19 protein-coding genes are annotated in these 18,260 nt (G+C 58.7%); 17 read left to right on the forward strand and 2 right to left on the reverse strand.

Annotated elements, in window-relative coordinates; translation table 11 throughout:
- Positions 1 to 37: 37 nt before the first annotated feature.
- From ACL2XN_RS10640 to ACL2XN_RS10655, 4 genes are all read left to right on the forward strand, one after another.
- Positions 38 to 934: an amino acid ABC transporter substrate-binding protein gene (locus ACL2XN_RS10640; protein ID WP_410016090.1), complete on the forward strand. Its 897-nt coding sequence runs from the start codon at positions 38 to 40 to the stop codon at positions 932 to 934.
- A gap of 151 nt (positions 935 to 1,085) precedes the next feature.
- Positions 1,086 to 1,826 (forward strand): amino acid ABC transporter permease, encoded by a 741-nt coding sequence (locus ACL2XN_RS10645; protein WP_410016091.1) that lies wholly within the window; start codon positions 1,086 to 1,088, stop codon positions 1,824 to 1,826.
- Positions 1,826 to 2,500, forward strand: coding sequence for a glutamate/aspartate ABC transporter permease GltK (gene gltK / locus ACL2XN_RS10650; protein WP_410016600.1), 675 nt, complete (start codon positions 1,826 to 1,828; stop codon positions 2,498 to 2,500). Before ACL2XN_RS10645 ends, gltK begins: the two co-directional genes overlap by 1 nt.
- Positions 2,500 to 3,225, forward strand: a complete 726-nt coding sequence (locus ACL2XN_RS10655) for an amino acid ABC transporter ATP-binding protein (protein WP_410016092.1) — start codon at positions 2,500 to 2,502, stop codon at positions 3,223 to 3,225. The genes gltK and ACL2XN_RS10655 overlap by 1 nt, the downstream gene beginning before the upstream one ends.
- A gap of 44 nt (positions 3,226 to 3,269) precedes the next feature.
- On the opposite strand, the gene ACL2XN_RS10660 is transcribed toward ACL2XN_RS10655, so the two are convergent.
- A complete protein-coding gene (locus tag ACL2XN_RS10660) occupies positions 3,270 to 3,749 on the reverse strand; it encodes a zinc ribbon-containing protein (protein ID WP_413722293.1) in 480 nt (159 codons plus the stop codon).
- A gap of 291 nt (positions 3,750 to 4,040) precedes the next feature.
- On the opposite strand from ACL2XN_RS10660, the gene leuS reads away from it, so the two are divergent.
- The 13 genes from leuS (at position 4,041) to lipA (ending at position 17,913) form a co-directional block, all read left to right on the forward strand.
- A complete protein-coding gene (gene leuS, locus ACL2XN_RS10665; RefSeq protein ID WP_413730763.1) occupies positions 4,041 to 6,623 on the forward strand; it encodes a leucine--tRNA ligase in 2,583 nt (860 codons plus the stop codon).
- 14 nt (positions 6,624 to 6,637) lie between these two features.
- The gene (gene lptE, locus ACL2XN_RS10670) at positions 6,638 to 7,291 is read left to right on the forward strand and encodes an LPS assembly lipoprotein LptE (RefSeq protein WP_413722292.1); all 654 of its coding nucleotides are present in this window, start codon (positions 6,638 to 6,640) and stop codon (positions 7,289 to 7,291) included.
- Positions 7,288 to 8,319 (forward strand): DNA polymerase III subunit delta, encoded by a 1,032-nt coding sequence (holA, locus tag ACL2XN_RS10675; protein ID WP_410016096.1) that lies wholly within the window; start codon positions 7,288 to 7,290, stop codon positions 8,317 to 8,319. The genes lptE and holA overlap by 4 nt, the downstream gene beginning before the upstream one ends.
- The gene (nadD, locus tag ACL2XN_RS10680; RefSeq protein ID WP_410016097.1) at positions 8,312 to 9,001 is read left to right on the forward strand and encodes a nicotinate-nucleotide adenylyltransferase; all 690 of its coding nucleotides are present in this window, start codon (positions 8,312 to 8,314) and stop codon (positions 8,999 to 9,001) included. Before holA ends, nadD begins: the two co-directional genes overlap by 8 nt.
- A 197-nt stretch (positions 9,002 to 9,198) precedes the next feature.
- Complete coding sequence (gene rsfS, locus ACL2XN_RS10685) at positions 9,199 to 9,516, forward strand: ribosome silencing factor (RefSeq protein WP_410016098.1); 318 nt, start codon at positions 9,199 to 9,201, stop codon at positions 9,514 to 9,516.
- A gap of 3 nt (positions 9,517 to 9,519) precedes the next feature.
- The gene (gene rlmH / locus ACL2XN_RS10690; protein WP_410016099.1) at positions 9,520 to 9,990 is read left to right on the forward strand and encodes a 23S rRNA (pseudouridine(1915)-N(3))-methyltransferase RlmH; all 471 of its coding nucleotides are present in this window, start codon (positions 9,520 to 9,522) and stop codon (positions 9,988 to 9,990) included.
- A 37-nt stretch (positions 9,991 to 10,027) separates the two neighbouring features.
- Positions 10,028 to 11,932 (forward strand): peptidoglycan DD-transpeptidase MrdA, encoded by a 1,905-nt coding sequence (gene mrdA, locus ACL2XN_RS10695; RefSeq protein WP_410016100.1) that lies wholly within the window; start codon positions 10,028 to 10,030, stop codon positions 11,930 to 11,932.
- Between the two features lie 2 nt (positions 11,933 to 11,934).
- Positions 11,935 to 13,047 (forward strand): peptidoglycan glycosyltransferase MrdB, encoded by a 1,113-nt coding sequence (gene mrdB / locus ACL2XN_RS10700; protein WP_410016101.1) that lies wholly within the window; start codon positions 11,935 to 11,937, stop codon positions 13,045 to 13,047.
- Positions 13,048 to 13,056: 9 nt separating this feature from the next.
- On the forward strand, positions 13,057 to 14,274 hold the full coding sequence (gene rlpA / locus ACL2XN_RS10705) for an endolytic peptidoglycan transglycosylase RlpA (protein WP_413722291.1): 1,218 nt from the start codon (positions 13,057 to 13,059) through the stop codon (positions 14,272 to 14,274).
- 136 nt (positions 14,275 to 14,410) lie between these two features.
- Positions 14,411 to 15,622: a D-alanyl-D-alanine carboxypeptidase DacA gene (dacA, locus tag ACL2XN_RS10710; RefSeq protein WP_410016103.1), complete on the forward strand. Its 1,212-nt coding sequence runs from the start codon at positions 14,411 to 14,413 to the stop codon at positions 15,620 to 15,622.
- Positions 15,623 to 15,849: 227 nt separating this feature from the next.
- Positions 15,850 to 16,113 carry a DUF493 family protein YbeD gene (ybeD, locus tag ACL2XN_RS10715; RefSeq protein ID WP_410016104.1) on the forward strand — a complete coding sequence of 88 codons (264 nt, stop codon included), beginning with the start codon at positions 15,850 to 15,852 and terminating at the stop codon, positions 16,111 to 16,113.
- 14 nt (positions 16,114 to 16,127) lie between these two features.
- Entirely contained in the window at positions 16,128 to 16,811 is a 684-nt protein-coding gene (lipB, locus tag ACL2XN_RS10720) for a lipoyl(octanoyl) transferase LipB (protein ID WP_410016105.1), read from the forward strand.
- A 136-nt stretch (positions 16,812 to 16,947) separates the two neighbouring features.
- Positions 16,948 to 17,913, forward strand: a complete 966-nt coding sequence (gene lipA, locus ACL2XN_RS10725; RefSeq protein WP_413730764.1) for a lipoyl synthase — start codon at positions 16,948 to 16,950, stop codon at positions 17,911 to 17,913.
- A gap of 80 nt (positions 17,914 to 17,993) precedes the next feature.
- On the opposite strand, the gene tatE is transcribed toward lipA, so the two are convergent.
- Positions 17,994 to 18,200, reverse strand: a complete 207-nt coding sequence (gene tatE / locus ACL2XN_RS10730; protein WP_413722288.1) for a twin-arginine translocase subunit TatE — start codon at positions 18,198 to 18,200, stop codon at positions 17,994 to 17,996.
- Positions 18,201 to 18,260: the final 60 nt, after the last annotated feature.

Raw genomic sequence — 18,260 nt, forward strand, 5'->3', positions numbered from 1 at the left:
CCCTTGAGCGCCGTAGTGACAGCAAAGGAGTTGGAAAATGCAAATGCGCAAATTGGCTTTATCATTACTGGTACTGGGCATGGCCGGCAGTATGGCCCATGCGGAAGACCTGACGGGCACCCTGAAGAAAATCAAAGATAACGGCGTGATCGTGGTGGGCCATCGGGAATCGTCCGTTCCTTTTTCCTATTACGACAACCAGCAAAAAGTGGTGGGTTACTCCCAGGCTTATTCCGATGCCATCGTGGACGCGATTAAAAAGAAAATTGACGCACCTTCCCTGCAGGTGAAGTACCTGCCTATTTCCTCGCAAAACCGTATTCCGTTGCTGCAAAACGGTACCTACGATTTCGAATGCGGTTCAACCACCAATAACCTGGAACGTCAAAAGCAGGTGGATTTCTCCAATACCCTGTTTGTGATCGGCACCCGTATCGCGGTGAAAAAGGGCAGCGCCATTAAAGACTTCCCCGACCTCGCCGGCAAGACCGTGGTGGTCACCGCGGGCACCACGTCCGAAATGCTGCTCAACAAGCTGAACGACGAAAAACAAATGAAGATGCGCATCATTTCCACCAAGGATCACGGCGATTCGTTCCGTACCCTGGAAACGGGGCGCGCGGAAGCCTTTATGCTGGATGACGCCCTGCTGGCGGGCGAACGCGCCAAGTCCAAGAACCCGGATCAATGGGATATCGTCGGTACCCCGCAGTCCAAAGAAGCCTATGGCTGCATGATGCGCAAAGACGACCCGCAGTTTAAAAAGCTGGTGGACGACACTATTGTTTCCATCCAGACCTCCGGCCAAGCGGCAAAATGGTATGACACCTGGTTTAAACAGCCGATTCCGCCGAAAAACCTGAATATGAATTTCGATATGTCCGATGACGTCAAAGCGCTGTTCAAAGCCCCTAACGATAAAGCCGTAAACTAATAACGACAATAAGGGCGGGTGACTCCCCGCCCTCTCGATTGCAGGAGGCCAGGACAGACAGACGCAGCGCGGTCGTTCCCCGCGCTGCGGATATCAAGGTCTTCGTCAATCTTCAGGGTAGCGGTGCTACCCTTTTTTACCGGAGTTTTTTATGTCAATAGATTGGAACTGGGGCATTTTTTTTGAAGCGGCCCCTTTTGGCAACACCACCTACCTCGGCTGGCTGTGGGCGGGATTTAAAGTCACCATCGCCGTCTCGTTTTGCGCCTGGATTATCGCGTTGCTGGTCGGTTCGCTGTTCGGCATCCTGCGTACCGTTCCAAATCGTTTTCTTTCCGCTTTAGGAACCTGTTACGTCGAGTTATTCCGTAACATTCCTTTGATCGTGCAGTTCTTCATTTGGTATCTGGTGGTTCCCGAGCTGTTGCCGGTCAATATCGGCACGTGGTTTAAGTCGGGCCTGGACCCGAATGTCCAGTTTTTTGTCTCCTCCATGGTGTGCCTGGGATTGTTTACCGCCGCCCGCGTGTGCGAACAGGTACGCGCCGGCATCCAGTCGCTGGCCTCCGGACAGATGGCCGCCGGGCTGGCGATGGGCCTGACCCTACCGCAAACCTATCGTTACGTGCTGCTGCCGAACGCTTATCGCGTGATTGTGCCGCCGATGACCTCGGAAATGCTTAACCTGGTGAAAAACTCCGCCGTGGCCTCCACCATCGGTCTGGTGGATATGGCGGCGCAGGCGGGCAAGCTGCTGGATTATTCCGCCCATGCGTACGAGTCTTTTACGGCGATAACCCTCGGCTACCTGATTATTAATGCGGTGATCATGTTTGCCATGCATCTGGTGGAGAAAAAAGTACGTCTGCCCGGTCATATAGGAGGTAAATGATGTACCAATTTGACTGGAGTACCATTGTCCCCAGCCTGCCGTATATGCTGCAGGGCATGGCGCTGACGCTGAAAATCACCTTTACCGCCGTGTTCTTCGGCATTATCTGGGGCACCGTGCTGGCGGTCATGCGCCTGTCGCCGCTGTGGCCGGTCAGCTGGTTCGCCAAACTTTACGTTAATCTGTTTCGATCGGTACCGCTGTTGATGGTGCTGTTGTGGTTTTATCTCGTTGTGCCGAGCTTTTTGCAAAAGGTGCTGGGACTGTCGCCGCAAACCGATATCCGGCTGATTTCAGCCATGGTGGCCTTTTCGCTGTTTGAAGCCGCCTATTACTCGGAGATTATCCGCGCCGGCATTATCAGTATTTCACGCGGCCAGGCCTCCGCGGCGCTGGCGCTGGGCATGACGCCCTGGCAGTCCATGCAATTGGTGGTGCTGCCCCAGGCGTTTCGCGCCATGGTGCCGCTGCTTCTGACCCAGGGCATTGTCCTGTTCCAGGATACGTCGCTGGTGTATGTGCTAAGCCTGGCGGACTTTTTCCGCACCGCGTCGTCGGTGGGCGAGCGCGACGGCACGCAGGTGGAAATGATCCTGTTTGCCGGCGCGGTTTATTTTGTAATCAGCCTCAGCGCTTCCCTGCTGGTGAATTATTTGAAGAAAAGGACGGTTTGATGATTTCCCTGAAAAATATTTCTAAATGGTACGGTCATTTTCAGGTTCTGAACGATTGCTCAACCGAAGTGCAAACCGGCGAGGTCGTCGTGGTCTGCGGTCCGTCCGGGTCGGGTAAATCGACGCTGATCAAAACCGTCAACGGGCTGGAGCCAATCCAGCGCGGCCAGATTATGGTCAACGATATCGCCGTCAACGATAAGCGCACCAACCTGGCCCAACTGCGCGCCAAGGTGGGCATGGTGTTCCAGCATTTTGAACTGTTTCCGCACCTGTCGATCATCGACAATCTTACCCTGGCGCAGGTGAAGGTGCTTAAGCGCAACAAGGACGCCGCGCGCGAAAAAGGCCTGAAACTCCTGGAGCGGGTGGGATTGTCCGTGCAGGCCAATAAATTCCCCGGCCAGCTTTCCGGCGGCCAGCAGCAGCGGGTGGCCATTGCCCGCGCCCTGTGCATGGATCCGGTGGCGATGCTGTTTGACGAGCCGACGTCGGCGCTGGACCCGGAAATGATCAATGAAGTGCTGGACGTGATGGTGGAGCTGGCGCAGGAAGGCATGACCATGATGGTGGTGACCCATGAAATGGGCTTTGCCCGCAAAGTGGCCAACCGGGTGATTTTTATGGACGAAGGTAAAATCGTCGAGGATACGCACAAAGAAGCGTTCTTCCAGCATCCGCAAACCGATCGCGCCCGCGACTTCCTGGCGAAAATACTGCACTAGCCGCCCGCGGCGGCCTGTCGCCACGCTGCGGGCAGGCCGCGCCGCTATTGGAACGGACGGCGGTGGAATTGATCAAACCCGCATTCCGGGCAAAGCGGCAACGTTTCCGGCGTGTAAAACGCCAGCGAATGATGGCAACGTTCGCACACCAGGTTGCCCAGCCCCACCACTTCCCCGCTGTTGTAGACGCCGTGATGGCTGACGTCTTTAAACACTTCCTGCCACTCCAGCTGGGTTTTATCGGTGATGTCCGCCAGTTCCTGCCACAGGCTCTCCTTGATGACCCGCGTAAACACGCTGTCGTCATCCTGCGTGCGGCTCTCATCATAGCTGCGGGCGAACTCTTCCAGATCGCGGCGCACCGCCCGGGTAACGTTCTCCACTTCCGCCGGCGTCAAATCGCCGGTGGCCTGCAAACGCAGGCGCGCATCCTCGACCAGCGTATCGATATTCCTTTCGCCCTGCTCAAGCTGTTGACTCAGCGAGGCCAGCAATTCGCGGTAATATTGCGCCACCTTATCCATCGTCTTCTCCTGATTTCCGCCAGCATCACCCGAAATGGCCTTCTGGCCGGGACTAAATTGGTATCATGCTGATAATTTTAGCCTATAACGGTAAACTCATTCGGTATAAAGCATGGCGCAACGCAATAATTCGGCCGGATCCGGGCTTATGTGGCAGAAATACGCATCCGGGCGGCGCTGGGTGTTGTTGCCGCCGTTGCTTATCAGCTATGCTATGCGGATCTTTTGTTATCAACGCTCGGTAGACAACGCGAGCGTAGCTGTATTTTCACTATAGGACCACTGGCTGCCATGCAAGAGCAATATCGCCCGGAAGAGATAGAATCCCACGTCCAGCTTCACTGGCATGAACACCAAACCTTCAAGGTTACCGAGGATACGGGCAAGGAAAAATATTACTGTCTTTCCATGCTGCCCTATCCCTCCGGCCGCCTGCATATGGGCCATGTGCGCAACTACACCATTGGCGATGTTATCGCGCGTTATCAGCGCATGCAGGGCAAGAACGTGCTGCAGCCCATCGGCTGGGACGCCTTCGGCCTGCCGGCGGAAGGCGCGGCGGTCAAGAACAATACGGCGCCGGCGCCCTGGACCTACGACAATATCGCGTATATGAAAACCCAGCTAAAACTGCTGGGCTTCGGTTATGACTGGGACCGGGAGGTCACCACCTGCCGGCCGGAATATTATCGCTGGGAGCAGTGGTTCTTTGCCCGTCTGTACGAAAAGGGCCTGGTCTATAAAAAGACCTCGGCGGTCAACTGGTGTCCCCATGACCAGACGGTGTTGGCCAACGAGCAGGTGATCGACGGCGGCTGCTGGCGCTGCGGCACCAAGGTCGAACGTAAGGAAATACCGCAGTGGTTCGTGAAAATCACCGCCTACGCCGATGAGCTGCTGTATGGCCTGGACAACCTGGAAAGCTGGCCCGAGCAGGTGAAAACCATGCAGCGCAACTGGATCGGCCGCTCCGAAGGGGTGGAAATCCGCTTCCAGGTGGCGCACAGCGAGGAAACGCTGTCGGTCTACACCACCCGTCCCGATACCTTTATGGGCGTGACCTACCTGGCCGTCGCCGCCGGGCATCCACTGTCGTTGGCGGCCGCGGCCGCCAACCCGGCTCTGGCCGACTTCATCGCCGAATGCCGCAATACCAAAGTGGCCGAAGCCGACATGGCGACCATGGAGAAAAAAGGCATGGCGACCGGCCTGTTCGCCATTCATCCGCTAAGCGGCGAATCCGTGCCGGTATGGGTGGCCAACTTTGTCCTGATGGAATACGGCACCGGCGCGGTCATGGCGGTGCCCGGCCACGATCAGCGCGACTGGGAATTCGCCACGAAATACCACTTGCCGATTAAAGCGGTGATCCTGGACGCAGGCGGCGCCGAGCCGGATTTAAGCCAGCAGGCCATGACTGAAAAAGGCGTGCTGTTCAATTCCGGCGAATTCGACGGTCTCGACCATACCGCGGGCTTTAACGCCGTCGCCGATAAGCTGGTGGCGGCCGGCGTCGGCGAGCGTAAAGTCAATTACCGCCTGCGCGACTGGGGCGTTTCGCGCCAGCGCTACTGGGGCGCGCCTATTCCGATGGTCACCCTGGAAGACGGCACCGTCATCCCGACCCCGGACGATCAGCTGCCGGTGCTGCTACCGGAAGATGTGGTCATGGACGGGATATCCAGTCCGATAAAAGCCGACCCCGAATGGGCGAAAACCACCGTCAACGGCCGGCCGGCGCTGCGCGAAACCGATACCTTCGATACTTTTATGGAATCGAGCTGGTACTACGCGCGTTATACCTGCCCGCACTTCGACAGCGGCATGCTGGACCCCGCCGCCGCCAATTACTGGCTGCCGGTGGATCAATATGTCGGCGGCATCGAGCATGCCATCATGCATCTGATGTATTTCCGCTTTTATCATAAGCTGCTGCGCGACGCCGGCCTGGTGAGTTCCGACGAACCGGCCAAACGCCTGCTGTGCCAGGGCATGGTGCTGGCGGACGCGTTCTATTACCTGGGTAGCGGCGGCGAACAGATCTGGATCTCGCCGGCGGATGTCGAGGTGGAACGCGATGAAAAAGGCCGTATCGTCAAAGCCACCGATAAGGATGGCCGCGAGCTGGTCTATGCCGGCATGAGCAAGATGTCCAAATCGAAAAACAACGGCATCGATCCCCAGATCATGGTGGAAAAATACGGCGCCGATACCGTGCGTTTGTTTATGATGTTCGCCTCGCCGGCGGAAATGACGCTGGAATGGCAAGAGTCCGGCGTCGAAGGGGCCAACCGCTTTTTGAAGCGCGTGTGGAAACTGGTCTACGATCATACGCAGCTTGGCGCCGCCGGCCGGCTGGATGTGGCCGCCCTTGACGAGGCGCAGAAATATTTGCGCCGCGAACTGCATAAAACCATTGCCAAGGTCAACGACGATATCGGCCGCCGCCAGACGTTCAATACCGCCATCGCCGCTATTATGGAACTGATGAACAAGCTGGCGCGGGCGCCGCAGGACACCGCGCAGGATCGCGCCCTGCTGCAGGAAGCGCTGCTGGCGGTGGTGCGCATGCTGTATCCGTTTACCCCTCACGCCAGCTTTGCGCTGTGGCAGGCGCTTGGCGGCGAAGGCGATATTGACAGCGCCCCATGGCCGGTTGCCGATGAAACGGCTATGGTAGAGGAAGCGAAGCTGGTGGTTATCCAGGTCAATGGTAAACTGCGCGGAAGAATTACCGTTCCCGCCGACGCCGACGAAGCGCTGGTGCGTGAACGCGCCGTCCAGGAACACCTGGTGGCGAAACACCTGGAAGGGTTCACGGTGCGTAAAGTGATTTACGTGCCTGGCAAACTGCTTAACCTGGTTGTGGGTTAAGACAAGGAGGCGTTGTGCGACATCGTACTATAGCGTTGTTGCTGGGGCTCGCGGTGCTGGTTACCGCGGGCTGCGGTTTTCATCTGCGCGGCACCACAAAAGTGCCAAATGAATTAAAGACCTTAACCTTTAGCAGCTACGATCCCTACGGACCGCTGACCCGGGCCGTACGCGCCCAGTTGCGGCTCAGCGACGTCACCATCGTCAAGGACAAGGATCCGCGGGCCAAAACCCTGCCGTCGTTGCGCCTTACCAGCTCGATGGAAGACCGTTCTACGGTATCGGTGTTCCAGGATGGTAAAGCCGCCGAATACCAGCTGGTGCTTGAGGTGGAGGCCCAGGTGCTGACGCCGGGTAAGGATATTTTCCCCATCCGCATCCGGGTATTCCGTTCGTTCTTTGACAACCCGCTCACCGCGCTTGCCAAGGACAATGAAAACGACATTATCCGCCAGGAACTGCGTGAACAGGCGGCGCAGCAGTTAGTGCGCAAACTGCTGGCGGTCCATGCCGCGGTTGAAGCCAACGACGCCGTGGACGCCACGCTGCAAAAAACGGCGCGGGCCAATGCCGTCACCGGCGCCAAGGGAACCACCGCTACCAACACGGACGGCGCCGCGGGCATTGAAGTCATTCAAACGCCGACCTCGGCCACGGAAGAGCAATGATCAGGCTTTACCCGGAACAGCTGGGCGCGCAGCTGAAGGAAACGCTGCGCCCCTGCTATTTGCTGTTCGGGAACGATCCGTTGCTGCTGCAGGAAAGTCAGGATGCGATTCGCCGCCAGGCGCAATCGCATCAGTTCAGTGAGCATTTCAGCATTACGCTCGACGCCGCCACCGACTGGGATGACATTTTCAGTCTTTGCCAGGCGATGAGCCTGTTCGCCAGCCGCCAGACCCTGCTGTTAATCCTGCCGGAAAACGGCGCCAGCGCTCCTATCGGCGAAAAATTATTACTGCTTTCCACCCTGCTCCACCCGGATTTGTTACTGATGCTGCGCGGCGCCCGCCTGACGCGCGCGCAGGAAAACAGCGCCTGGTTCAAGGCGCTGAGCAAGGATGCGGTATTCATCACGTGCGCCACGCCCGAGCAGGCGCAGTTGCCCCGCTGGGTGGCGACGCGCGCCAAAACCATGAACCTGACGCTGGACGATGCGGCCAGCCAGCTACTGTGCTACTGCTATGAAGGCAACCTGCTGGCGCTGTCTCAGGCCCTGGAGCGTTTATCGCTGGTCTATCCCGACGGCAGCCTTACCCTGCCGCGGGTGGAAACGGCGGTTAACGACGCGGCGCATTTTACCCCCTTCCATTGGGTGGACGCGCTGTTGGGCGGCAAGAGCAAACGGGCGGCGCACATCCTGCGGCAGTTACGCCAGGAAGCCAGCGAGCCGGTAATCCTATTGCGCAGCCTGCAACGGGAGGTATTAACGCTGCTGGCATTGCATCGTGATATGCAACGCATGCCGCTGCGCGCCCTGTTTGATCAGCATAAAGTCTGGCAAAATCGCCGGGCGCTGCTGACCCAGGCACTGCAGCGCCTGTCATCCCGCCAGCTGCATCAGGCGGTCGGCCTGATGGCCAGTATGGAAATCGCCCTGAAGCAGGATTACGGCTATCCGGTCTGGACCGATCTGGAAGCCCTTTCCCTGCTGCTGTGCGGCAAATCACTGCCCGAGACCCTGATAAATGTCTGATATCGCCGACACCACGCCCCGCGCCGCAGCGCAGGCCGGACGACTGACCGCTATTTTCGGCGGCACTTTTGACCCGATTCATTACGGCCATATCAAACCGGCCATCGCGCTCGCCAGGCTGGTGGGTCTTGAGCGCATCACCCTGCTGCCCAATAACGTGCCGCCCCACCGCCCGCAGCCTGAGGCCAGCGCGCAGCAGCGCCTGACCATGGTGCAGTTGGCGATAGCCGACACCGCAGGCTCGCTGTTTGATATCGACGACCGCGAGCTGCGGCGCGACAATCCGTCCTGGACGGTGGAAACCTTCGAAACCCTGCGCCGCGAGCGTGGCGCCGACGCGCCGCTGGGTTTTATCATCGGCCAGGATTCCCTGCTGACCCTGCCGCAATGGCACCGGGGCCTCGAACTGCTCGATACCTGTCATCTGCTGGTTTGCGCCCGGCCGGGATATGGCGGTAAGATGGCGACACCGGCATTGCAAGCCTGGCTCGAGTCCCGGTTAACCGAGGATATCAGCCGATTGCACCGGCAGGCCGCCGGGCTTATCTATCTGGCGCCGACGCCGGAGCTGTCGATTTCCGCCTCATTGATTCGCGAACGCCGCCACGCCGGATTGCGCTGTAACGATATGCTCTCGCCATCGGTGCAACGTTATATTGATGAACAGGGCTTATATCGCTAGTGAGCGGCCCATGCTATACTGCGCGGCTTAATTCTTCGGCTGAAGCTTAGGCTTTCTCCCGCCCGCCGCCTATGGCGTGCCGGTCCCGGCCGTAAGATCCCGGTCAGTCAGTTCTGGCATATCCGCCAGGCAGCCAACCTCTACATTTGCGGTGTCCATCGCGACAACGCATGCAAAGCACACCGAAGGGGGAACCTTTGCAAGGTAACACGCTCAAAGATTTCGTCATTGATAAAATTGATGATTTGAAAGGCCAGGATATTATTTCCATCGACGTACGCGGTAAATCCAGTATTACCGACTGTATGGTGATCTGCACGGGCACGTCCAGCCGTCACGTGATGTCCATTGCCGATCATGTCGTACAGGAGTCCCGCACCGCCGGCCTGATGCCCCTGGGCGTCGAAGGCGAAAAGGTCGCCGATTGGATCGTGGTCGACCTGGGCGACGTGATTGTCCATGTCATGCAGGCGGAAAGCCGCAGTCTTTATGAACTGGAAAAGCTCTGGAGCTGACCGGTGAGACTCCAGCTGATCGCGGTAGGCACCAAAATGCCGGATTGGGTACAAACCGGCTTTACCGATTACATGCGCCGCTTCCCCAAGGACATGCCGTTCGAGCTGAATGAAATTCCGGCCGGCAAGCGGGGCAAGAATGCGGATATCGGCCGCATCCTGGAAAAAGAAGGCGAACTGATGCTGGCGGCCGTGGGCAAAGGAAACCGCATCGTGACGCTGGATATCCCGGGCGTCCCGTGGGAAACGCCGCTGCTGGCGCAACAACTGGAACGCTGGAAACAGGACGGCCGTGACGTCAGCCTGCTGATCGGCGGTCCCGAGGGGCTGGCGCCGGCGTGCAAGGCGGCTGCGGAGCAAAGCTGGTCGTTATCGCCGTTAACCTTGCCTCATCCGTTAGTTCGGGTGTTAGTCGCGGAGAGCCTGTATCGTGCCTGGAGCATTACCACCAACCATCCATATCACCGGGAATAAACCGGTGAAGATGTATAGAGTGAAATAACCCCGCGGAATGAAAATAGATCATAACCCCTTTCGCGACTATTCAGCTGAGTCGGCACTGTTTGTCCGCCGGGCGCTGGTGGCATTTCTCGGTATCCTGGCGTTAAGCGGGATATTGATCGCCAATCTCTATCACCTGCAAATCACCCGTTTTGAAGACTACCGCACCCGCTCCAATGAAAACCGCATCAAGCTGGTGCCTATCGCCCCCAGCCGCGGCATCATTTACGATCGCAACGGCATCCCGCTGGCGCTGAACCGTACCATTTATCAGTTGGAGCTGATGCCGGAAAAAATGGATGACCTGCAGGGGACCATTGATGCGCTCAGGCCGATTGTCGATCTGACCGACGACGATATCGCCAATTTCAAAAAAGAGCGCAGCCGTTCCCACCGCTTTACCTCCCTGCCGCTGAAAGTCGGCCTGACCGAGGTGCAGCAGGCGCGCTTTGCGGTAAACCAGTTTAATTTTCCGGGCGTGGAAGTCAAAGGCTACCAGCGGCGCTATTATCCTTACGGCTCGGCGCTGACCCATGTCATCGGCTATGTTTCCAAAATCAATGATAAAGATGTGGAACGGCTGGACAAGGACGGCATCCTGGCCAACTATGCCGCCACCAACGATATCGGCAAGCTGGGCATCGAGCGCTTTTACGAGAATACCCTGCACGGCAAGACCGGTTACGAAGAGGTGGAAGTCAACAACCGCGGCCGGGTTATCCGCCAATTGCATGAACAGCCGCCCCAGGCCGGGAAGGATATCTACCTGACCCTGGACCTGCACCTGCAAACTTATATTGAAAAACTGCTGGCGGGCAGCCGCGCGGCGGTCGTGGTGGCCGACCCGCGCGACGGCGGCATCCGCGCGCTGGTATCCAATCCCAGCTACGATCCCAACCTGTTTGTCGACGGTATCACCAGCAAGGATTACCGCAACCTGCTGCAGGATGAAAATCGTCCGCTGATCAACCGCGCCACCCAGGGGGTCTACCCGCCGGCCTCCACCGTCAAGCCCTATATCGCGGTCTCCGCCCTGACCCTGGGCACCATTAACCGCAGCTATTCCCTGTTCGATCCGGGCTGGTGGCAATTGCCCGGCTCGGATAAACGCTATCGCGACTGGAAAAAATGGGGGCACGGCCGGCTTAACGTCACCAAGGCGCTGGAGGAATCGGCGGATACCTTTTTCTACCAGGTGGCCTATGATTTGGGCATCGACCGGCTGTCGGAGTGGATGTCGAAGTTCGGCTACGGCTCCTATACCGGCATCGACCTGTCCGAGGAACGCTCCGGCGTGATGCCGACCCGTGAATGGAAACTGAAACGCTTCAAGAAGCCCTGGTACCTGGGCGATACCATTCCGGTCGGCATCGGCCAGGGATACTGGACCGCCACGCCGGTGCAGATGTCCAAGGCCCTGATGTCGCTGATTAACGACGGCGCGGTGCGTATCCCGCATTTGCTGTACAGTACCCGGGAAAACGGCCAGCTGGTCCCCTATAAACAGCCGGAACATACCCAGATCGGCGACCCGCATTCCGGTTATTGGGAAGTGGCCAAGGACGGCATGTACGGCGTCGCCAACCGGCCCAACGGCACCGCGCGCAAAAGCTTTGCCGACGCGCCGTATAAAATAGCCGCCAAATCGGGTACCGCGCAGGTGTATGGCCTGAAGGCCAACGAAGTGTATAACGCCCACAAGATCGCCGAGCATCTGCGCGATCATAAGCTGATGACCGCGTTCGCCCCCTATGACAAGCCGACAGTGGCGGTGGTGGTGATCCTGGAGAACGGCGGTATCGGTCCGGCGGTGGGCACCATTACCCGCCAGATTCTGGACCATATCATGCTGGGCGACAATACGACGGATTTACCGGCCGAGCAGCCTGCTCCGCCCGGCACTGAAGGTGATTAGCCATGACCGATAACCAGCAAAACGGGGCGTTCTGGAATAAGCTCCATATCGATGTGCCTTTTCTATTCCTGATCACGCTGTTGCTGGCGTACAGCGCCATGGTCATGTGGAGCGCCAGCGGCCAGGATGTCGGCATGATGGAGCGCAAAATCGGCCAGATTTTCATGGGCCTGCTCGTGATGCTGGTATTGGCGCAGGTGCCGCCCCGGGTCTATGAGGCCTGGGCGCCCTACCTTTACATTATCAGCGTGATCCTGCTGGTGGCGGTGGACGCCTTCGGCCAGATCAGTAAAGGCGCCCAGCGCTGGCTGGATTTGGGATTTGTGCGTTTCCAGCCTTCGGAAATCGCCAAGATCGCGGTGCCGCTGATGGTGGCGCGCTTTATCAACCGCGACAGCTGTCCGCCTTCGCTGAAAAATACCGCCATCGCGCTGGTGCTGATATTCCTGCCCACGCTGCTGGTGGCGGCGCAGCCCGACCTCGGCACCGCCATCCTTATCGCCGCCTCGGGGCTGTTCGTGCTGTTCCTGTCCGGCATGAGCTGGAAGCTGATCGGGGTGGCGGCGCTGCTGGTGGCGGCCTTTATTCCGATCCTGTGGTTCTTCCTGATGCATGACTACCAGCGCGATCGCGTCATGATGCTGCTCGATCCGGAAACCGACCCGCTGGGCGCCGGTTACCATATTATCCAGTCCAAAATCGCCATTGGCTCCGGCGGGCTGAGCGGCAAGGGCTGGCTGCACGGCACGCAGTCCCAGCTGGAATTCCTGCCGGAGCGCCATACCGATTTTATTTTCGCCGTATTGGGCGAGGAACTGGGCCTGATTGGCGTTCTGGTGCTTTTAGCGTTATACCTGTGCGTAATCATGCGCGGACTGGTGATCGCCGCCAAGGCGCAGACCACCTTCGGCCGGGTGATGGCCGGGGGTTTGATGCTGATTTTGTTCGTTTATGTATTCGTGAATATCGGCATGGTAAGTGGTATCTTACCGGTGGTCGGCGTTCCGCTGCCGCTGGTGAGCTACGGCGGCTCGGCATTAATCGTGCTGATGGCGGGGTTTGGTATCGTCATGTCGATACATACTCATCGGAAAATGTTGTCTAAAAACTTATAGAGGTGAGCAATGCGGAAGGAATGGCACTGGATCGGCGTGATGGGGTTATTGCTCACGGCCTGTAGCTCGACAGAGACGACGCAGCAGCAGCAGGCGCCCGCCGCGGCCTACAACGGGCCGGTGGTGGAGATAAGCGGCGTGGAGCCGCGCTATGAGCCGTATAACCCGGCCACCAACCAGGACTATGACGTCAACGGCAAGACTTACCATATTATCAAAAACCCGCAGAATTACAGCGAAACCGGCCTGGCCGCCTGGTATGACGCGGAATCCAGCGGCAGCAACGTCACCGCCACCGGCGAACAGTTCGATGCCGGCGCCCTGACCGCCGCGCATCCGACCCTGCCCATCCCAAGCTATGTGCGGGTGACCAATATCAGCAACGGCCGCCAGCTGGTGGTGCGGGTCAACGATCGGGGTCCCTACACGCCCGGCCGCATTATCGATTTGTCGCGCGCGGCGGGCGATCGGCTGAACATCTCCAATAACAGCAAGGTACGCGTCGACTTTATCCAGGTTGCGCCGGACGGCACGCTGTCCGGACCCGGCACCGTCGGCACCGTGGTGGCTAAACAGAACTACGCGCTGCCGCCGCGGCCCGATCTGGGCACCGGCGCGATGGGTACCCCGGTCATGCAATCGTCCACGCCCGAAGCCGATAGCGGCGCGGTCCGCCCGGTTGCCGATCCGGTGCCGGCAAACGCGCCGGCGGACGATGACGCCACCGGCGCCCCGGTAGCCGCCGGCGGTGGCGGCGGTCACGGTTTTCTCGGCGCCCCGTCGGCACTGCCGCCCGGCGTGATTGAATCCAGCCAGCCCGAACCCACCGCCGCCGCGCCGGTGGCGTCGCAGCCGTCATCCTATTCCGCGGGCGCCTCGACGCATAGCACGGCCGTCGTCGCCCCGCCGTACGTCACGCAGCCGCCGCCCGTTTCAGCGGGCGCTACGACGCATACCACGGCCGTCGTCGCGCCGGTGGCGTCGCCGGCCGCGTCTTCCGGCCGCTACGTGATCCAGGTCGGCGCTATTGGCGACCGCCAGCGCGCAATCAGCTGGCAGCAAAGCCTGAGCCAGAAATTCGGCGTGCCGGGCAAGGTCACCGCCAACGGCGCGCTGTACCGTGTGCAACTGGGGCCGTTCAGCTCCCGGCAGCAGGCCGCCGGGTTGCAGCAGCGCCTGGTCAGCGAAGCGCAGCAGCAATCGTTTATCACTACGGCGACGGAATAGCCGGGGCGCGGGCCGGCTGAAACATTCTTAAAAGGTTCTCCCCGCCAGGTTACGGATTGCCTGATGCCGGCCTTTTTTACTTCTGCTATAGTGTGGCACGATTTTAACTTACTCCCACGGATGCTGTTGTCCTGACATGAATAAAGTAATGAGCCATCTTTTATTCAGGCGCTTAGCCTTAAGCACCCTTATTGCGCTGATCCCTCTTTCCAATAGCTACGCCGACGATGTGAATCTGAAGACCATGATTCCCGGCGTGCCGCAAATTGATGCCGAAACCTATATCCTGATCGATTACAACTCCGGCAAGGTACTGGCGGAGCAAAATGCCGACACCCGTCGCGATCCGGCCAGCCTGACAAAAATGATGACCAGCTACGTCATCGGCCAGGCGATAAAATCGGGAAAGATCACCCCTAACGATATCATCACCGTCAATAAGGACGCCTGGGCGACCGGCAATCCGGTATTCAAGGGTTCGTCGCTGATGTTCCTTAAACCCGGCGATCGCGTGCCGGTATCGCAGCTTAACCGCGGCATTATCCTCCAGTCAGGCAACGATGCCTGCGTGGCCATGGCCGATTACGTCGCCGGCAGCCAGGACGCGTTTGTCGGCCTGATGAATAACTACGTGAAAGCGCTGGGCTTGCAAAATACCCAGTTCGAAACCGTACACGGCCTCGATGCCCCGGGCCAGTACAGCTCCGCCCGCGATATGGCGCTGATCGGCAAGGCCCTGATCCGCGATGTGCCGGAAGAATACGCCACTTATAAAGAAAAAGAATTTACCTTCAATAATATCAGGCAGATGAACCGTAACGGCCTGCTGTGGGATACCGGGTTGAACGTAGACGGCATCAAAACCGGCCACACCGACTCCGCCGGTTTTAACCTGGTCGCCTCGGCCACCGACGGTCCGATGCGGCTGATTTCAGCGGTGATGGGCGGCCATTCGCCCAAGGGCCGCGAAAGCGAAACCCGCAAGCTGCTGACCTGGGGCTTTCGTTTCTTTGAAACCGTGGCGCCGCTGAAGGCGGGCAAGGAATTTGCCGCCGAGCCGGTGTGGTTCGGCGATACCGACAGCGTCAAGCTGGGCGTGGATAGCGATGCTTACCTGACCATTCCCCGCGGCCGCATGAAAGATCTGAAAGCCAGCTATACTCTAAGCCAGAAGGAATTGCATGCACCGCTTGCCAAAGGCCAGCAGGTAGGCACCATCAACTTCCAGCTGGACGGCAAGACCATCGATCAGCATCCGCTGGTGGTCCTGAACCAGGTGCAGGAAGGCAATATTTTCAGCCGCATCGTGGATTATATCAAGCTGATGTTCCATCATTGGTTCGCTTAATGCCGCCACGGCTTGTCAGCGGCAAATCAGCCCCCATATAATAGTAACAGAGCGCTCCCGCCCCGGCGGGAGTGAGTTTGATGGCCAGGCCGTGCCCACGGGCACGATGGGCAGGATCGTAAAGACGCCGTAAATCCCTTCCCGGCGCTGCGCGTTATTCTTCTTACCCATCCTACCCGCCGCAAATATCCGCCAGATGCAGTGGCAGTCACGCTACCGGAGTTCCAATGAAAACCAAACTGAATGAACTGCTTGAGTTCCCCTGCTCCTTTACCTATAAAGTGATGGGCACCGCGCGTCCGGAACTGGTCGATCGCGTGGTCGAAGTGGTACAGCGCCACGCGCCGGGCGATTATACCCCCCAGGTCAAGCCGAGCAGCAAAGGCAATTACCATGCGGTGTCCATTACCATTACCGCCACCCATATCGAGCAGGTCGAAGCGCTCTATGAGGAGTTGGGCAATATCGAACAGGTCCGCATGGTCCTGTAAACCGGGAGTCGCCTGTGCCACAGGAAACCATCATAATCCGCCAGCTTGGCCTGCAGCCCTATGACGTGGTGTCGCAGGCCATGCACGTCTTCACCGATCGCCGCGACGAATCCACGCCGGATGAAATCTGGCTGGTCCAGCATCCGCAGGTATTTACCCAGGGGCAGGCCGGCAAGGCAGAACATATCCTGGCGCCGGGCACCATTCCGGTTATCCAGAGCGATCGCGGCGGCCAGGTCACGTTTCACGGCCCCGGCCAGCAAATCCTCTACGTCCTGCTTAACCTTAAACGCCGCAGGCTGGGCGTGCGCCAGTTGGTGACCCTGCTGGAAGAAACGGTGGTGGAGACCCTGGGGCGTTTTGCCATCGCGGCGCGCGCGCGCGCGGACGCGCCGGGCGTCTATGTGAATGATGATAAAATCTGCTCGCTGGGATTACGCATCCGCAAAGGCTGTTCGTTTCACGGACTGGCGCTGAACATCGCCATGGATCTCTCGCCCTTCCTGCGAATCAATCCCTGCGGCTACGCCGGACTGCGCATGACCCAGGTAAGCGATCTGGCGCCGGGCACCCGCGTGGACGACGTGGCGCCGGTGCTGACCGGGGTCTTCCTGCAACGGCTCGGCAATCCGCCGGCCCGCATGCTGCCCTGGTATCTGGAGGATTACCCTCCCCTTGCGGACGCAATCCAGCAATAATCGCTTTTTTGGGCTGAAAGCGAACGGTTAACCATGTTATAATTTTTGATGTTTTATCAAATTTAGTTGAACAATCACGTAACAGCGTGTGTGATAACCTGCATGCTGGCACATTCGGGACGGGACCTGCGAGATTATGAGTAAACCGATACAGATGGAACGCGGCGTTAAATACCGCGACGCCGATAAAATGGCCTTAATCCCGATTAAAACCGTGGCGGTCGAGCGTCAGGAGATGCTGCGCAAACCGGAATGGATGAAGATTAAACTGCCGTCGGACTCCACGCGTATCCAGGGTATTAAAGCCGCCATGCGCAAAAACGGCCTGCACTCCGTCTGCGAGGAAGCGTCGTGCCCCAACCTGTCCGAGTGTTTTAACCATGGCACCGCCACCTTTATGATCCTCGGCGCCATCTGCACCCGCCGCTGCCCGTTCTGCGACGTCGCCCATGGCCGTCCAACCCAGCCCGACTCCAATGAGCCGGAAAAACTGGGCCAGACCATCGCCGATATGGGGCTGCGCTACGTCGTCGTCACCTCGGTGGACCGCGACGACCTGCGCGACGGCGGCGCCCAGCATTTTGCCGATTGCATCACCGCCATCCGGGCGAAAAACCCCACCATCAAGATTGAAACGCTGGTGCCGGATTTCCGCGGCCGGATGGATCGGGCGCTGGAAATCCTCAACGCGGCGCCGCCGGATGTGTTTAACCACAATCTGGAAAATGTGCCCCGGCTATACCGCCAGGTGCGCCCGGGCGCCGACTATAACTGGTCGCTGAAACTGCTCGAGCGTTTCAAGGAAGCCAACCCCGACCTGCCGACCAAATCCGGACTGATGGTGGGGCTGGGCGAAACCAACGCGGAAATCGTTGACGTCATGCGCGATCTGCGCCGCCACGGCGTGACCATGTTGACCCTGGGCCAGTATCTGCAGCCCAGCCGTCACCACCTGGCGGTGAAGCGTTACGTCAGTCCGCAGGAATTCGACGAGATGAAAGCGGAAGCCATGGCCATGGGCTTTACCCATGCGGCGTGCGGTCCGTTCGTGCGCTCGTCCTACCATGCGGACCTGCAGGCCAAGGGCATTGAGGTAAAATAACCGGCGACATATCCGGTTACATTCTGACTGCGGCCAATAAAAAAGGATGGTTGCGATAACCATCCTTTTCCGCGCCAGGTTTACTCTTTACGTTCTGTAACCTGGGGCGCCACGGTATCATCAGCCTGCGTTTTCGGCGCGACCGCATCATCGCTACCCATCGCTTTCTTGAAACCTTTGATAGCCGCGCCCAGGTCGCCGCCCAGGCTGCGCAGCTTATTGGTGCCGAACAGCAGCACAATCAAGGCGCCGATGACTAATAATTTGGTAATACTTAAACCTTCCATACTCACCTTCTTGCTTAACGCTTGCTGATAAAACCAGCGATTGATACATGTTAATCGCTT

The organism is Sodalis sp. RH22 (assembly GCF_047324165.1).
GTDB lineage: Bacteria > Pseudomonadota > Gammaproteobacteria > Enterobacterales > Enterobacteriaceae > Acerihabitans.

What these genes read in the sequence shown, in the direction of transcription:
- holA (WP_410016096.1), top strand. Translation starts at nt 7,288, where the DNA reads ATGATCAGGCTTTACCCGGAACAGCTGGGCGCGCAGCTGAAGGAAACG.
- mrdA (WP_410016100.1), top strand. Translation starts at nt 10,028, where the DNA reads ATGAAAATAGATCATAACCCCTTTCGCGACTATTCAGCTGAGTCGGCA.
- dacA (WP_410016103.1), top strand. Translation starts at nt 14,411, where the DNA reads ATGAATAAAGTAATGAGCCATCTTTTATTCAGGCGCTTAGCCTTAAGC.
- ybeD (WP_410016104.1), top strand. Translation starts at nt 15,850, where the DNA reads ATGAAAACCAAACTGAATGAACTGCTTGAGTTCCCCTGCTCCTTTACC.
- ACL2XN_RS10645 (WP_410016091.1), top strand. Translation starts at nt 1,086, where the DNA reads ATGTCAATAGATTGGAACTGGGGCATTTTTTTTGAAGCGGCCCCTTTT.
- ACL2XN_RS10655 (WP_410016092.1), top strand. Translation starts at nt 2,500, where the DNA reads ATGATTTCCCTGAAAAATATTTCTAAATGGTACGGTCATTTTCAGGTT.
- lipA (WP_413730764.1), top strand. Translation starts at nt 16,948, where the DNA reads ATGAGTAAACCGATACAGATGGAACGCGGCGTTAAATACCGCGACGCC.
- leuS (WP_413730763.1), top strand. Translation starts at nt 4,041, where the DNA reads ATGCAAGAGCAATATCGCCCGGAAGAGATAGAATCCCACGTCCAGCTT.
- tatE (WP_413722288.1), bottom strand. Translation starts at nt 18,200, where the DNA reads ATGGAAGGTTTAAGTATTACCAAATTATTAGTCATCGGCGCCTTGATT.
- mrdB (WP_410016101.1), top strand. Translation starts at nt 11,935, where the DNA reads ATGACCGATAACCAGCAAAACGGGGCGTTCTGGAATAAGCTCCATATC.
- ACL2XN_RS10640 (WP_410016090.1), top strand. Translation starts at nt 38, where the DNA reads ATGCAAATGCGCAAATTGGCTTTATCATTACTGGTACTGGGCATGGCC.
- ACL2XN_RS10660 (WP_413722293.1), bottom strand. Translation starts at nt 3,749, where the DNA reads ATGGATAAGGTGGCGCAATATTACCGCGAATTGCTGGCCTCGCTGAGT.
- nadD (WP_410016097.1), top strand. Translation starts at nt 8,312, where the DNA reads ATGTCTGATATCGCCGACACCACGCCCCGCGCCGCAGCGCAGGCCGGA.
- gltK (WP_410016600.1), top strand. Translation starts at nt 1,826, where the DNA reads ATGTACCAATTTGACTGGAGTACCATTGTCCCCAGCCTGCCGTATATG.
- rlpA (WP_413722291.1), top strand. Translation starts at nt 13,057, where the DNA reads ATGCGGAAGGAATGGCACTGGATCGGCGTGATGGGGTTATTGCTCACG.